The organism is Monashia sp. HAY1-2A, assembly GCF_056755315.1.
On record NZ_JBNDHY010000116.1, the window covers coordinates 1 to 13790 of the forward strand.

At 71.5% G+C, this 13790-nt stretch carries 14 protein-coding genes; 5 read left to right on the forward strand and 9 right to left on the reverse strand.

Annotation, left to right across the window (positions count from 1 at the left end; all coding sequences use genetic code 11):
* The 3 genes from ACPYOM_RS16000 to ACPYOM_RS16010 form a co-directional block, all read right to left on the reverse strand.
* The coding region (locus ACPYOM_RS16000; RefSeq protein ID WP_481346719.1) for an ABC transporter substrate-binding protein at positions 1-1134 on the reverse strand (1134 nt) is incomplete at its 3' end.
* A 40-nt stretch (positions 1135-1174) separates the two neighbouring features.
* Positions 1175-2371 (reverse strand): ROK family transcriptional regulator, encoded by a 1197-nt coding sequence (locus tag ACPYOM_RS16005; protein WP_481346720.1) that lies wholly within the window; start codon positions 2369-2371, stop codon positions 1175-1177.
* A gap of 49 nt (positions 2372-2420) precedes the next feature.
* Positions 2421-4067, reverse strand: coding sequence for an FAD-binding dehydrogenase (locus ACPYOM_RS16010; protein ID WP_481346721.1), 1647 nt, complete (start codon positions 4065-4067; stop codon positions 2421-2423).
* Between the two features lie 100 nt (positions 4068-4167).
* Between ACPYOM_RS16010 and ACPYOM_RS16015 the strand changes: the two genes are divergently transcribed.
* The 3 genes from ACPYOM_RS16015 to ACPYOM_RS16025 all read left to right on the forward strand — a co-directional run bounded on the left by ACPYOM_RS16015 (position 4168) and on the right by ACPYOM_RS16025 (position 6301).
* The gene (locus ACPYOM_RS16015) at positions 4168-5001 is read left to right on the forward strand and encodes an alpha/beta fold hydrolase (protein WP_481346722.1); all 834 of its coding nucleotides are present in this window, start codon (positions 4168-4170) and stop codon (positions 4999-5001) included.
* An 80-nt stretch (positions 5002-5081) separates the two neighbouring features.
* Entirely contained in the window at positions 5082-5690 is a 609-nt protein-coding gene (locus tag ACPYOM_RS16020; protein WP_481346723.1) for an ATP-dependent Clp protease proteolytic subunit, read from the forward strand.
* Positions 5687-6301, forward strand: a complete 615-nt coding sequence (locus ACPYOM_RS16025) for a ClpP family protease (RefSeq protein ID WP_481338980.1) — start codon at positions 5687-5689, stop codon at positions 6299-6301. Before ACPYOM_RS16020 ends, ACPYOM_RS16025 begins: the two co-directional genes overlap by 4 nt.
* Before the next feature lie 33 nt (positions 6302-6334).
* On the opposite strand, the gene ACPYOM_RS16030 is transcribed toward ACPYOM_RS16025, so the two are convergent.
* On the reverse strand, positions 6335-6799 hold the full coding sequence (locus tag ACPYOM_RS16030; RefSeq protein ID WP_481346724.1) for a helix-turn-helix domain-containing protein: 465 nt from the start codon (positions 6797-6799) through the stop codon (positions 6335-6337).
* Between the two features lie 224 nt (positions 6800-7023).
* Here ACPYOM_RS16030 and ACPYOM_RS16035 point away from each other — a divergent pair, with 224 nt between their 5' ends.
* Both ACPYOM_RS16035 and ACPYOM_RS16040 read left to right on the forward strand, forming a co-directional pair.
* Positions 7024-8070: an ATP-binding cassette domain-containing protein gene (locus ACPYOM_RS16035; protein ID WP_481346725.1), complete on the forward strand. Its 1047-nt coding sequence runs from the start codon at positions 7024-7026 to the stop codon at positions 8068-8070.
* On the forward strand, positions 8067-8924 hold the full coding sequence (locus tag ACPYOM_RS16040) for an ABC transporter permease (protein WP_481338974.1): 858 nt from the start codon (positions 8067-8069) through the stop codon (positions 8922-8924). The genes ACPYOM_RS16035 and ACPYOM_RS16040 overlap by 4 nt, the downstream gene beginning before the upstream one ends.
* 100 nt (positions 8925-9024) lie before the next feature.
* Here ACPYOM_RS16040 and ACPYOM_RS16045 read toward each other — a convergent pair whose 3' ends face one another.
* The 5 genes from ACPYOM_RS16045 to ACPYOM_RS16065 form a co-directional block, all read right to left on the reverse strand.
* Entirely contained in the window at positions 9025-9969 is a 945-nt protein-coding gene (locus tag ACPYOM_RS16045; protein ID WP_481338972.1) for a carbohydrate ABC transporter permease, read from the reverse strand.
* Positions 9966-10871, reverse strand: coding sequence for a carbohydrate ABC transporter permease (locus ACPYOM_RS16050; protein WP_481338970.1), 906 nt, complete (start codon positions 10869-10871; stop codon positions 9966-9968). Before ACPYOM_RS16050 ends, ACPYOM_RS16045 begins: the two co-directional genes overlap by 4 nt.
* A gap of 126 nt (positions 10872-10997) precedes the next feature.
* Positions 10998-12323, reverse strand: coding sequence for an ABC transporter substrate-binding protein (locus ACPYOM_RS16055; RefSeq protein WP_481338968.1), 1326 nt, complete (start codon positions 12321-12323; stop codon positions 10998-11000).
* Between the two features lie 101 nt (positions 12324-12424).
* Complete coding sequence (locus ACPYOM_RS16060; RefSeq protein WP_481346726.1) at positions 12425-13483, reverse strand: class I mannose-6-phosphate isomerase; 1059 nt, start codon at positions 13481-13483, stop codon at positions 12425-12427.
* Positions 13480-13790: substrate-binding domain-containing protein (locus ACPYOM_RS16065; RefSeq protein WP_481346727.1), on the reverse strand; the 311-nt coding region annotated here is incomplete at its 5' end. The genes ACPYOM_RS16060 and ACPYOM_RS16065, both read right to left, overlap by 4 nt.

The window sequence follows — 13790 nt, forward strand, 5'->3', positions numbered from 1 at the left end:
TCCGTCGTCGGCAGCGTCAGATGTGTATAAGAGACAGGTCTTGTAGATGCCGTCCTTGACGACGGTGTCCTTGATCTTGTCCTTGGTGACGGCGATCGGGTCGAGGATCGTGGCCGCGATGCCCTTGAAGTCGCCGGACTTCTCCGGCGTCTCCTTGGCGGCCAGGGCGAGGGCGGCCTTGGCGGCGGCCTCGGCCTCGGGCTTGATCGGCTTGTAGATCGTCATGGCCTGGTCGCCGGACAGGATGCGCTGGATGGCGGCGAGCTCGGAGTCCTGGCCGGTCACCGGCGGCAGCGGGTTGACGCCGCCACCCTTGAGGGCCGCGATGGCGCCGCCGGCGGTACCGTCGTTGGCCGCGTAGACCCCGACGAGGCTGCCCTTGACCGCGGCGATCTGCCCCTCCATCCACTGCTGGGCCTTGTCGGGGCTCCAGTCCGGGGTGTCGTACTCGGCGGCGACCTTGAAGCCGCTGCCGTCGATGACGCTGTGGGCGCCCTTCTTGAAGTCGGCGGCGTTGGGGTCGGTCGGCGATCCGTTGATCATGACGAGGTCACCGGTGGTCTTGCCGCCCTTCTTGACCAGGTCGACGAGGGTCTGGGCCTGCAGCTTGCCGACGGTCTCGTTGTCGAACGAGACGTAGTAGTCGGCGCCGTCGATGAACCGGTCGTAGGCGACGACGGGGACGCCGCTGCTCTTGGCGCTGGCGACGACGGACGCCGCGGCCTTGCCGTCGACGGGGTCGAGCACGAGGACCGAGGCGCCCTGCGTCAGCGCGGCCTCGGCCTGCTGCTGCTGCTTGCTCGCGTCCTGGTCGGCGTTGCTGTAGATGACCTGGCAGTCCGCGCACGACGCCTTGACGGCGGCCTCGAAGAGCGGCCGGTCGAAGGTCTCGTAACGGGTGGTCTTGGACTCGGGCAGCAGCAGGGCGATCTTCTTCCCGCCACCGCCACCGCTGCCGGCGGCCCCGCCGCTGCTGCCGGCGTTCGAGCCGCTGCCGGAGCCGCCGCACGCGGCGAGCGAGGTGATGCCGAGGCCGGCGGCGAGGACGAGGCCGGCCAGACGGGTCGAGCGAGCACGCATCTTGTGGAACTCCCTTGTTCTTGCGCCGGCAACCTCCATGGTGCGGCCGGACACGAGTACAGCGTGGCGACCCGGTTGACGTCAAGCCTTGAATTCAAGGCGTGGACGTAATTGTGACCAAGAGTCCCTGGCGGGACGCCAGCAGCGTCTCCGCTGCGACGATGGCGCCGACGACGTCGGCATCGGTGTCGAGCTCCGAGCGGCGCACCTCGAGCGAGGCCGCCGCGCTCGGGATGGCACTGCGCTCGACCTCCCGACGCATCGGCTCGGCGATGAGGTTCCCGACCGCCGAGAGCTGGCCACCGAGCACGATGACCTGAGGGTTGAGCAGGTTGACGAGGCCCGCCACCGCCACCCCGAGGTGCCGACCGGCGTCGTCGAGGACGCGACGGCAGCCCGGGTCGCCGTCGATCGCCCGGGCCACGAGGTCGCGCAGGGTCAGCCGCCCGTGCGAGGCGGCCAGGGCCTCCGTGAGCGCCGCCGACCCGATGAACGTCTCGAGGCAGCCGCGGTTGCCGCACCGGCAGATCGGACCGTTCTCGTCGATCGTGAGGTGGCCGATCTCGCCCGCCGTGCCTGCGTGCCCGCGGAAGAGGTCGCCGCCGAGCACGAGGCCGGCTCCCACGCCGTACGACAGCTTGATGAACACGCCGTCCGAAACCCCTTGCAGCGCACCGCATCTCAGCTCACCGAGGGCACCGAGGTTGGCCGTGTTGTCGACCGACACGGGCGCCCCGATGCGACCGCTCATCTCGTCCGCGACCTCGACGCCGCGCCACCCCGGCAGGATGCTCTCGGACCCGACCTGACCCGTGACGCTGTCGACGGGCGCCGGGATGCCGACGCCCACCGCCCTGATGTCCGGCATCGTCTTGCCGGCCTTCTCGACGAGGTCGGCAAGGAGGCGGGAGGCGCGCTCCATGCCCTCGTCGGCCTTGTGGTTCGACGGCAGCGGCATGCGCTGGCGACCGACGACGTCGCGGGGTCCGGTGGCCACGGCGACCCGCACGTCGCGGTCGCCGAAGGCGATGCCCGCGAGCAGCGTGTTGCCGGTCGCGAGCGAGACGAGGACGGCGCGGCGGCCGTTGCGGATGCTCGGGGCCAGCTCGACGGCCCCCGCGGCGTCCAGCTCCTTGACCATGTTCGAGACGGTGGCCGGCGACAGCCCCGTCGACCCGGCGATCTCGACCTGCGTCATCGCACCGTGGTCGCGCAGCGCCTCGAGGACGCGCAGGCGGTTGGCTTCTCGCAGTGAGGCCTGCGAGCCGGGAGATGCCTGCACTGGGTTCACGGGCTAAAGATAAGGGCTGGGGTCGCTTTGGGCCAGCGGCGTCCGCGGCTCAGAGGGCCGCGGCGACGGAGCGTCCGACGGTGCGCCCGCTGAAGAGGCAGCCCCCGAGGAACGTGCCCTCGAGCGAGTTGTACCCGTGCATCCCGCCCCCACCGAAGCCGGCCACCTCGCCGGCGGCGTAGACGCCGGGAAGCGGCTCCCCGCCGGCGCGCATGACCCGTCCGGCCAGGTCGGTCTCGAGCCCGCCGAGGGTCTTGCGCGTCAGGATGTTGAGCCGCACGGCGATGAGCGGGCCCGCCTTCGGGTCGAGGATCCGGTGCGGCGTCGCAACGCGGATCAGCCGGTCGCCGCGGTAGCGGCGCGCGCCCCGGATCGCCGTGACCTGGGCGTCCTTGCCGAAGTCGTTGGTGACCTCGTTGTCGCGGGCGACGACGGTGGCTCGCAACCGGTCCTCGTCGACGAGGTCCTCGCCGGTCAGGGCGTTCATGCCACGGACGAGCTCACCGAGGGTGTCGGCCACGACGAAGTCCTCGCCGTGCCGCTTGAACGCCTCGACCGGCCCCGGCGCCCCGGCGCGGACGCGTCCGAGCACCTGACGGACGTCCTTGCCCGTGAGGTCGGGGTTCTGCTCGGAGCCGGACAGGGCGAACTCCTTCTCGATGATCTTCTGGGTCAGGACGAACCACGAGTAGTCGTGCCCCGAGCGCATGATGTGGCCGAGCGTGCCGAGCGTGTCGAAGCCGGGGAAGTACGGCGCCGGGAACCGTCGACCGGTCGCGTCCAGCCAGAGGGAGGAGGGCCCGGGCAGGACCCGGATGCCGTGGTCGTCCCAGATCGGGTCCCAGTTGCGCAGGCCCTCGGTGTAGTGCCACATCCGGTCCGGGTTGATGACGCGGCCGCCGGCCGCCTCAGTGATGCCGAGCATCCGGCCGTCGACGTGCGCCGGGACGCCGGCCACCATGTGCCGCGGCGGGGCACCCAGGCGCTCGGGCCAGGCCTTGCGGACGAGGTCGTGGTCGCCGCCGATGCCCCCGCTCGTCACGACGACCGCCTGGGCGGTGATCTCGAACTCGCCGACGACGTCGCGGTTCGTCGGCCGCCCGCGCGGCGCGTCGTCCGGGGCGAGGACGGCCCCGCGGACGCCGGACACGACCCCACCGGACGAGACGAGCTCGTCGACGCGGTGCCGGAAGGCCAGCGTGACGCGCCCGGCCGCGACCCCGGCCCGCACCCCGCGCTCGAACGGCTCGACGACGCCGGGGCCGGTGCCCCACGTGACGTGGAAGCGGGGGACCGAGTTGCCGTGGCCCTCGGCCCGGCCGTCACCACGCTCGGCCCAGCCGACGACGGGGAAGAGGCGGTGGCCGAGGTCGTGCAGCCACGACCGCTTCTCGCCGGCGGCGAAGTGCAGGTACGCCTCGGCCCACTTGCGCGGCCAGAAGTCCTCGTCGCGGTCGAACTGGGCCGACCCCATCCAGTCCTGCGTCGCGAGCTCGAGGCCGTCCTTGATGCCCAGGCGGCGTTGCTCCGGCGAGTCGACGAGGAACAGGCCCCCGAAGCTCCAGAAGGCCTGGCCCCCGAGGGACTGCTCGCCCTCCTGGTCCACCAGGACCACCCGCTTGCCCGCCCTCGCGAGCTCCGCGGTGGTGACGAGGCCGGCCAGGCCGGCTCCCACGACGACGACGTCGGCTTCCATGGACCGAAACCTACCGTCGCGTCGGTCGCGGCCCCACGTCTCCGGTGCACGAGTGGGTACGAACCACGTCGGAGGCACCCGTCCGGACCGAAGGAGCACCATGACCGACGCCACCGGGACCGGGCCGGCCGGCGACGCGAGGCTGCACGTGCAGGACTCCGACGGCGACGGCCGACCCGTCGTCCTGCTCCACGGCTGGCCGCTCGACGCGGACTCGTGGTCCGAGCAGGTGCCGGCCCTGACGGGAGCCGGGTTCCGCGTCGTCGCGTACGACCGCAGGGGCTTCGGCCGCAGCGACAAGCCGCGCGGTGGCTACGACTACGACACCTTCGCCGACGACCTCCACGGCGTCCTGGAGGCCCTCGACCTGCGGGACGTGACGCTCGTCGGGTTCTCGATGGGCGGCGGCGAGGTGGCTCGCTACCTCTCGCGCCACGGGACCGAGCGCGTGCAGAGCGTCGTCCTCGCCGCCGCCGTCACGCCCTACCTCCTGCGGGGACCGGACAACCCCGACGGGCCGCTGACCCGCGACCTGGCGGCCGAGCTCGAGGAGGGGTACCAGCGCGACCGCGACGCGTTCTTCCGGACGTTCATGACCGGCTTCTTCTCCGTCGACGGCGAGCTCACCGTGGGCGAGGACGTGCTCCGGACCGCGCTCGACCAGTGCCGGCTCTCGGACGAGCACGGCGCCCTCGAGGCGATGCGGGCCTGGGCCACGACCGACTTCCGCCCGGACCTCGCCGCCGTCACCGTGCCGACGCTCGTCCTGCACGGCGAGGGTGACGCGACCGTCCCGTTCGGCGGGTCCGGCCGGCGGACGGCGGCCGCGATCCCGCACTCGACCCTCATCGCGGTGCCGGACGCGCCGCACGGCTTCAACACCAGCCACGCGCAGGAGTTCAACGAGGCGTTGCTCGCGTTCCTCGTGCGATGACCGCGCCGCTCTGCCGCAGGCGAATCCGCCTGCGGCAGAGTCGTGCCGCAGTCCGCGGCGACGGGGCCCACGCTGGTGGCATGACCGACACACTCGCACCAGCAGCCCTGGACGACCAGCTGTCGATGCAGCTGCTCCACCAGCGGATCATCGTCCTCGGGGCGGAGGTCGACGACCCCATCGCCAACCGGATCACGGCCCAGCTCCTGCTCCTGTCCGCCCGCGACCCACGCGCCGACATCAGCCTCTACATCAACAGTCCCGGGGGTTCGGTCACGGCCGGCCTGGCGATCTACGACACGATGCGCGTGATCCCCAACGACGTGTCCACCCTCGCCCTCGGGTTCGCCGCGTCGATGGGGCAGTTCCTGCTGGGGGCCGGGACTCCCGGCAAGCGGTTCGCGCTGCCCAACGCGCGGGTCATGATGCACCAGCCGTCGGCCGGCATCCAGGGCACCGCGGCCGACGTCGACGTGCAGGCCAACAACCTCAAGGCCGTCAAGCGCCGCGTCAACGAGCTGCAGGCCGAGCACACCGGCCAGAGCGTCGAGCAGATCACCCACGACAGCGAGCGCGACCGGTGGTTCAGCGCCGAGGAGGCCGCCGCGTACGGCATCGTCGACCACGTCGTCGCGTCGCTGTCCGACGTCCGGCCCCAGGGCGTGGAGCGGAAGGTGGGCCTGCGATGAGCAGCTACACGATCCCCTACGTCGTCGAGCGCACCCCGGCCGGCGAGCGCAGCTTCGACATCTACAGCCGGCTGCTCCAGGAGCGGATCATCTTCGTGGGCACCGAGATCGACGACGGCGTCGCCAACGTCGTCATGGCCCAGCTGCTCCACCTCGCGGACGTCGCCCCCGAGCGCGAGACCGCGCTCTACATCAACAGCCCCGGGGGCTCGTTCACCTCGCTCATGGCCATCTACGACACGATGCAGTTCGTGCCGACGCCGGTCGCGACGTACTGCCTCGGCCAGGCCGCCTCGGCGGCGGCCGTCCTCCTCGCCGCGGGCGAGCCGGGTCGCCGGTTCGCCCTCAAGCACTCGAGGGTCCTGCTGCACCAGCCCTCCGCCGGGGGGCAGGGGACGGTCAGCGACCTCGCGCTGCAGGCCGACGAGCTGCTCCGCGTCCGCTCGCAGGTGGAGGACGTGCTGAGCCGGCACACCGGCCGGTCCGTCGAGCAGCTGCGCGTCGACACCGACCGCGACAAGGTGCTCACCGCGACCGAGGCCGTCGAGTTCGGCCTCGTCGACGGCGTCGTCGAACGGGCCGAGGAGGCCCGCCTGGCACCGGCGGGCTGACCCGACCGGCGAGCGGGCCGGCCGCGCCCGGGCTCAGGACGCGAGGACGAACGAGGCCCGGGTGCCGCTGGCCGGGGGACGCGCCGGCGCCAGCGGCGCGGCGTCGGCGCGCTGGTGCTCGATGCGGTTGGTGAGGTCGAGGACCGGCGCCACGGTCGTCTCGGCGGTGAGGTCGAGCAGCTGTCGGTGCGCCGCCCCGATGAGGTGGGTGATGCTCGAGCCGAGGGCGCGGCACACGGCGTCGAGGACCTCCGAGGACGGTTCCTTGAGGCCGCGCTCGACCTCGGAGAGGTAGGCGACCGAGATGCCGGCCTCACCCGCCACCTCGGCCAGGGTCCGACCCTGCCGGAGGCGCAGGCCGCGGATGAGGCCGCCGTAGACGTCGCGCAGCAGGGGCGTGCGGCGACGTGGGCGGGGCCGGCCGGGGCCGGTGGTGGCCGCGTCGCTGGGACGGGCGCCGGCGACGGGCCGTGCGGGTCGTCCGGGTCGTGTGGTCATCGCGGTCTCCTGTCGTCGGTGCCGTGGCGGCGACGCCTGCTGCCAGCGTCGCATCCGCAGCCGCCCGGGACCGAGCGCTCGACGTACGCCTACGGCGAAACGGCGGTCGGCAGGGGTGGGCAGCGGTCGGCAGGAAACATGTTGACGCCGTCCACTCCCGCCCTAGGCTGTCGGTGTCGGGGCCTACCGTCGGTCCCGTCACCAACCACTCGGGAGCCCCTCACATGACCCTCGCCGACACCGACCGTCCACCTCGTCATTCTCACCACAGCGGGGCTCCGGCCATCGAGGCCGAGCACCTCGTCAAGCGCTTCGACGACATGACCGCCGTCGACGACGTCTCCTTCACCGTTCCGCAGGGCACCGTCCTGGGTCTGCTCGGCCCCAACGGGGCCGGCAAGACCACCACGGTCCGCATGATGACGACCCTGACCGCCCCGACGAGCGGCACGGCCCGGGTCGCCGGCCACGACGTGCGCACCGAGCCCGAGGCCGTCCGCCGCAGCATGGGCCTGACCGGCCAGGCCGCCACCGTCGACGAGATGCTGACCGGCCGCGAGAACCTGCGGCTCATCGGTTCGCTCTACGGCCTCGGCCGCCCGGACGTGCGGCGCCTGTCCGACGAGCTGCTCGAGCGGTTCTCGCTCTCCGACGCCGGCGACAAGGTCGTCAAGGAGTACAGCGGCGGCATGCGACGCCGCCTCGACCTCGCCGTCAGCCTCATCGCCGCGCCGCCGGTGCTCTTCCTGGACGAGCCCACGACCGGCCTCGACCCGCGCAGCCGCGTCGAGCTGTGGGAGGTCCTGCGCGGCCTCGTCGCCGACGGCACGACGCTGCTGCTCACCACCCAGTACCTCGAGGAGGCCGACCAGCTCGCCGACCGCATCGTGGTCATCGACCACGGCCGCGTCATCGCCGAGGGCACGCCGCTCGAGCTCAAGGACCAGTCCGGCCAGGCGGCCATCGTCCTGACCGTGTCGCACGCCGACCAGCTCGAGGAGGCACGCGCCCTGCTCGCCTCGCACGTCAGCGAGGTGCACGTCGACGCCGCCGCGCGGCAGCTCACGGCACCGGCCGAGGGCCTGGCCGACATGACGCGGGTCGCGGCCTTGTTCGACCGCAGCCAGATCGTCCTCGACGACCTCGGTCTCAAGCGCCCGAGCCTCGACGACGTCTTCCTGCGCCTCACCGGCCATCGCGCCGAGCAGGACGCCGACGCCGATGCCGACGCCGACGGCGGCCCGACCGCCGAGAAGGGGGAACCGCTGTGACCCAGTCGTCCACCACCACGACGACGACCCTGCCCTCCCGGGCGGCCGTGCCGCGGCTGCATCCGCCCGGCCTCGCGCACCAGGTCCGGATGATGGTCTGGCGCAACCTCAAGCACACGAGGCGCCAGCCCGAGATGCTCACCGACGTCACGATCCAGCCGATCATGTTCGTCGTGCTGTTCGCGTTCGTCTTCGGCGGCTCGATCCGCACCGACAGCGGGTCCTACCGCGAGTGGCTGCTGCCCGGGATCATGGCGCAGACGATGGCCTTCTCCTCGTTCATCGTCGCCAACGGCCTCAACATGGACCTCGAGAAGGGCATCATCGACCGGTTCCGGTCGCTGCCGATCTCACGCGCCTCGGTGCTCGTCGGGCGCAGCGTCTACGGCATCATCCACTCGAGCATCGGCATCTTCGTCATGTCGATGACGGGGCTCGTCATCGGCTGGCGCATCCGCGACGGGGTGGGGCACGCCGTGCTCGCCTTCGCGCTGCTGCTGCTCTTCGGGTTCTCGATGATCTGGATCGGCATCCTCGTCGGCTCGGCGATGCGCTCGGTCGAGGCCGTCAACGGCCTCATGTTCACGACGATGTTCCCGATCACGTTCCTCGCCAACACCTTCGCCCCGACCGAGGCGATGGTGCCGTGGCTTCGCTCGGTGGCCGAGTGGAACCCGATCAGCTCGCTCGTGCAGGCGATGCGCGAGCTGTGGGGCAACGTCCCGCCGGCGCCGCCGAGCGCGTCGTGGCCCCTGCAGCACGCCGTCGTCGTGTCGGTCGGGTGGTCACTGCTCATCACGGCCGTCGTCGCGCCCCTCGCGATCCGCGCCTACGCCCGCCGCACCAAGGACTGACGCGCACGCGGCACGCCGGGCACGCCCGTTACGGACGTCGAACGGCGCGGTCCCCTCGGGGGCCGCGCCGTTCTCGCCGGGTCGGGGGACGGCGGTGCTCCTACTTGACCGAGCCGCTCATGAGGCCGCCGATGAAGTACCGGCCGAGCAGGATGTAGACGAGCAGGGTGGGCAGCGACGCGAGGAGCACGCCGGCCATGATCTGCGGGTAGCTCGGGTTCTGGCCACCGGCGAGCTCGTTGAGCGCGTAGGTCACCGGGCCGTTGTTGCGGTTGGTGAGGAACAGCGCGAAGAGGAAGTCGTTCCACGCCGAGGTGAACTGCCAGATCATGGTCACGACGAAGCCGGGCACCGAGATCGGCAGGACGACCGAGAAGAACGTGCGGAACAGGCCCGCGCCGTCGACCTTGGCCGCCTCGAGGATCTCGCTCGGCAGGGCCGTCGCGTAGTAGTTGCGGAAGATGAGCGTGCAGATCGGGATGCCGAAGATGACGTGGACCGCGATGAGCTTGGCGATGCCGTCGAACCAGGAGAAGCCCGGCGTGGCCTGCACGTCGAGGAGCATGCCCTGCAGCGGGATCATGACCGCCTGGTAGGGGATGAACATCCCGAACAGGAACAGCGTGAAGACGACGGTCGCACCCGGGAAGCGCCACTTGGAGAAGACGAACCCGTTGACCGAGCCGAGGGCCGAGGACAGCACGGCGACCGACACGGCGAGGATGACGGAGCGGAACAGCGGCGGCGACAGGGCCGCCCACGCCGAGGACCAGCCCTCGACCGACAGGGTCGTCGGCAGCGACCACGCCTGGCTGGCCGTGACGTCCGCGCTGCGCTTGAAGCTCGTGACGAGCAGCACGTACAGCGGCAGCAGGATCGCGATGAGGAACAGCAGCAGCAGGCCGTAGCGGACGGTCCGCCCCCACGCCGTGCCCTCGGTCCCGGGCGCCCGGCCCGTCGAGCGTCGTGACGGGATGGGTTCACCGACGGTGCCACCGCGTGCGCCGGGAGGGGCCGGCGCGATCTCGTTCGTCGTGGCGGTCATCCCCGCGTCTCCTTCTCCGTCTTGTTCGTGTAGATGAGGTAGGGCACGACGACGACGGCGACGAGCAGCAGCAGGATCGTGGCGTTGACCGCGGCGGCGGTCGGGTTGTTCTGCTGGAACATCTGGGTCCACATCATCGTGGCCGGCACCGAGGCCTTGTACGAGTTCTGGCCCGCGATGGCGTAGATGAGGTCGAACATCTTCATCGACATGTGGCCGATGATGATGAGCGCCGACAGCGCGATCGGCGACAGCTGCGGGAACAGCACGTGGCGGTAGAGCTTCCACTCGCTGGCGCCGTCGATGCGGGCGGCCTCGCGCTGGTCCTCGCTGATGCCGCGGAAGCCGGCGAGGAACAGGGCCATGACGTACCCGGACAGCTGCCAGATGGCCGGGATCGCCATCGCCGCCATCGAGAACGCGCTGGAGGACTGCCACCACGCGCTCTGGAACCGTTCGAGCCCGAGCATCGCGAGCAGCTGGTTGAGGCCCACGGCCTGGTCGCCCTTGCCGGGCGAGAGCAGCCAGCGCCACACGACGCCGGCCGCGATGAACGAGATCGCCATCGGCAGCAGGTACACCGACCGGAAGATGCCCTCGGCGCGCACACCCTTCTCGAGGAGCACGGCCCACAGGAGGCCGAAGAGCATGGTGCCGGCGACGAAGACGACGGTCAGGACGAGCAGGTTGAACAGGGCGTGCTTGTAGTCGTCACTGCCGAGCAGCTTCGAGTAGTTCTCGAGGCCACCCGGGTTGGTGACGCGCTTGCTGGCTCGGGTCACCGTCCGGTCCAGCGACGTCGCGACGTTGCGACCGATGAGCCAGTAGACGAAGACCCCGACGAGGATGATCGACGGCAGCACGAGGAGGAACCCCGGCAGCCAGTCCTTGGTCTTGCGCATGGAAGGTCCTTGCTGGGAAGGGTAGGGCGCTGGAGGTGGCCGGCCGGCCGGCGCGGGCACCCGCCCCGAGGGGAGGGCGACCCGCGCCGGCCGCACCGGCGTCAGCCGACGAGCACGGGTGCGGCGTCAGCCGAGGTTCTTCTTCGCGGCGGCCGCCAGGTCGCTCACGAGGGTCGCGTCGTCCCGGCTCCCGTAGAACTTGCTGATCGCGGTGCTGATGTCCGCGTTCCACGCGAGCGACACGGCGGCGCCGTGCGCGATCGACGAGACGATGGTGTTGGACTTGAAGGCGTCCATCGCGGCCTGCTGGTACGGCGGGAAGCCGTCCTTGGGCACGTCGGTGCGCGCCGGGATCGAGCCCTTGGCCAGGTTGAAGGCCTTCTGGCCCTCGGCCGAGCCGATGAGCATGAGCCAGTCCTTCGTGCCGCCGGGGTTCTTCGCGCCCTTGGGGAGCGTGAAGGAGTCGGCGAGGAAGTCGAAGACGCCGTCGGTGCCCGGGGTCGGGAACCACGTCCAGTCCTGGTCCTGCTTCTTGCCCTTGTCCGCGAACTCCGCCACGGCCCAGTCGCCCATGACGTTGTAGGCGGCCTTGCCGTCGATGACCATGTCGGTCGCGACCGGCCAGTCGTCACCGTCGGAGGCCGTGTTCGTGTACGTCAGCAGCTTCTTGTAGTCGGCCGCTGCCGCCTTGACCTCCGCCGAGTCCCACTTGGTGTCGCCGGTGAACAGGCCGTTGTACTTGTCCGCGCCGAGGTCGGCGATGAGGACGTTCTCGAACAGCTGGACCTGGGTCCACGTGCCCGAGACCGACAGCGGCGTCGAGACGCCCGAGGCCTTGACCTTGTCCATGTCGGCGATCCAGGACTTGATGTCCTTCGGCGGCTGGTTGACGCCGGCCTTCTTCAGCACCGCGACGTTGGCCCACACGACGTTGGCCCGGTGGATGTTCGAGGGCACGGAGTAGATCTTGCCGTCGACAGTGAGCCGGTCGAGCAGGTTCTTCGGGAAGACCGACTCGCCACCGAGCGCCGTGATGACGTCGTTGACCGGCTCGATCTGGTCGGCGTCGATGTAGTCGGCCAGCTCGGCGCCGGCGTGGCCCTGGAACGAGTCCGGTGGCTGGTTGTTCTGCAGGTCGGACGCGAGCTTGGCCTTCGCGTTCGAGCCCGCGCCACCGGCGACGGCCAGGTTGACGAACTTGTCGTTGGGGTACTTCTCCTTGAAGAGCGCCTCGAGCGCGTCGAGACCCTTCTTCTCCGAGCCGGCCGCCCACCACGTGAACACGCCGACGTCACCTCCGGCACCGCCGGCCTTGGTCGCGAGCGACGTGCTCGCGCCGCCACCGCCGGACCCGGCGCCGCCGGTGTCGTTCGTCGCGCCCGACCCGCAGGCGGCGAGGGCGACGGCCATGACCCCCGCCATCGCGACGGCTGCAACAGCCCTGTTGCGCATTGATCCTCCTTGTTGGTTCCGACGCCCCGACCGGTTGGTGGTCCGGACGCTCGGTACGTTGCCGGTGCCCCCTCCGGGTCCGGCCCGTTGTGGTGCCGCGGTCAGGCGGCGGGAGTGCCGTCCGGCGGCATGCACCGGATGACGGTGACGTCACCCTCGACGCGGACGCGGCCCGCGCCGTGGGGGACGAGGAGGACATCTCCCCTGCTGATGTCCATCGATGCGCCGCCGCCGTCGTCGGCGCCGGTCACGAGGGTCCCGTGGCCGTCGACGACGACGGTGACGGCGAACGCCGCCTCGACGGTGACCGGCTCGGAGCCGGTCGGCCGGACGACCTGCGCCCGGAAGAAGGTGTCGGCCTGCTCGGGGAGCGCGCCGCCGGCGCCGGCCACGTCGGACCACCGTCGTCGCAGGCCGGCGAGGGCCTCGGGGCCCAGGGGCCCCCGGTCGACGCTCTGCAGCGCGAGCCCGCGCTCGAGGCCGAGGAAGGCGTGCTCCTCCTCGAGGCCGAAGCGTTCGTGCTCGAGCATGACCGACAGGTCGGTGGGTTCCTGCAGCTCGAGGACGAGGACGCCCTCGCCGATGACGTGCGGCTGCCCCGCGGGCACGAGGATCGCGTCGCCGCGGCGCACCTCGAGCGGGTTGAGGGCGGCCAGCAGCTGCTCGTCCTGGGCCTCGACGAGCTCGGCGAGCCGCTCGGGGGAGACCTCGTCGCGGAACCCGAGCCACACGCGGGCCCCGGGCTGGGAGTCGAGGACGATCCAGGCCTCGGTCTTGCCGTTGTCGCAGTGCAGGTGGGCCTTGGCGAAGGCGCGGTCCGGGTGCGAGTGGACCGGCAGGCGCTCCCCGCTGTCGAGCAGCTTGGTCAGCAGGCCGGGGACGACGCCGTACGCCGCCACGTGCCCCGCGCCGAGCCACTCCTGCGGGTCGGCCTCGAGCAGGCTCGGCAGGTCGGCGCCGTCGTCGAGCCGCGTGACGCCGCCGCCACCCTCGGCGAACAGGCGCGTCGTCGAGGCCAGCCAGTCCTCCGGGCGGTGGCCGTCGAAGCCGTCGGGCACGGGGAGACGACGGAAGGCGAGGATGCGCTCGCCGCCGCGGTAGAACCGGTGCGGCGTGTTGACGGGCAGGTGCCTCGGCCGGAGGTGCTGGGTGGTGGTCATCGGTGGGTTCCTCGGTTGCCGTCGCGGCGGACGCCGGACGCGCGGACGATCAGACGCGTCGGCATGACGACGGTCTGCGGTGGGGACTCGTCGCCGAGCAGCCGGGCGAACAGCTGCTGGGCCGCCTTCTGGCCCATGGCGGCCGGGTCCTGGTGGACCACCGTCACGGGCGGGTCGATGAGCTCGGCGAGCTCGAAGTCGTCGTAGCCGACGAGCGAGAGGTCGGCGTGCAGGTCCCGGACCGCGAAGAGTGCCGCGAGGGTGATGCGGTTGTTGCCGGTGATGAGCGCGGTGATCGGCTCCGGGC

Bases quoted from the DNA above. Each gene is read 5' to 3' on its own strand.
- ACPYOM_RS16010 (WP_481346721.1), bottom strand. From the start codon at position 4,067: ATGGAAGCCGACGTCGTCGTCGTGGGAGCCGGCCTGGCCGGCCTCGTC.
- ACPYOM_RS16060 (WP_481346726.1), bottom strand. From the start codon at position 13,483: ATGACCACCACCCAGCACCTCCGGCCGAGGCACCTGCCCGTCAACACG.
- ACPYOM_RS16055 (WP_481338968.1), bottom strand. From the start codon at position 12,323: ATGCGCAACAGGGCTGTTGCAGCCGTCGCGATGGCGGGGGTCATGGCC.
- ACPYOM_RS16020 (WP_481346723.1), top strand. From the start codon at position 5,082: ATGACCGACACACTCGCACCAGCAGCCCTGGACGACCAGCTGTCGATG.
- ACPYOM_RS16015 (WP_481346722.1), top strand. From the start codon at position 4,168: ATGACCGACGCCACCGGGACCGGGCCGGCCGGCGACGCGAGGCTGCAC.
- ACPYOM_RS16035 (WP_481346725.1), top strand. From the start codon at position 7,024: ATGACCCTCGCCGACACCGACCGTCCACCTCGTCATTCTCACCACAGC.
- ACPYOM_RS16050 (WP_481338970.1), bottom strand. From the start codon at position 10,871: ATGCGCAAGACCAAGGACTGGCTGCCGGGGTTCCTCCTCGTGCTGCCG.
- ACPYOM_RS16025 (WP_481338980.1), top strand. From the start codon at position 5,687: ATGAGCAGCTACACGATCCCCTACGTCGTCGAGCGCACCCCGGCCGGC.
- ACPYOM_RS16030 (WP_481346724.1), bottom strand. From the start codon at position 6,799: ATGACCACACGACCCGGACGACCCGCACGGCCCGTCGCCGGCGCCCGT.
- ACPYOM_RS16045 (WP_481338972.1), bottom strand. From the start codon at position 9,969: ATGACCGCCACGACGAACGAGATCGCGCCGGCCCCTCCCGGCGCACGC.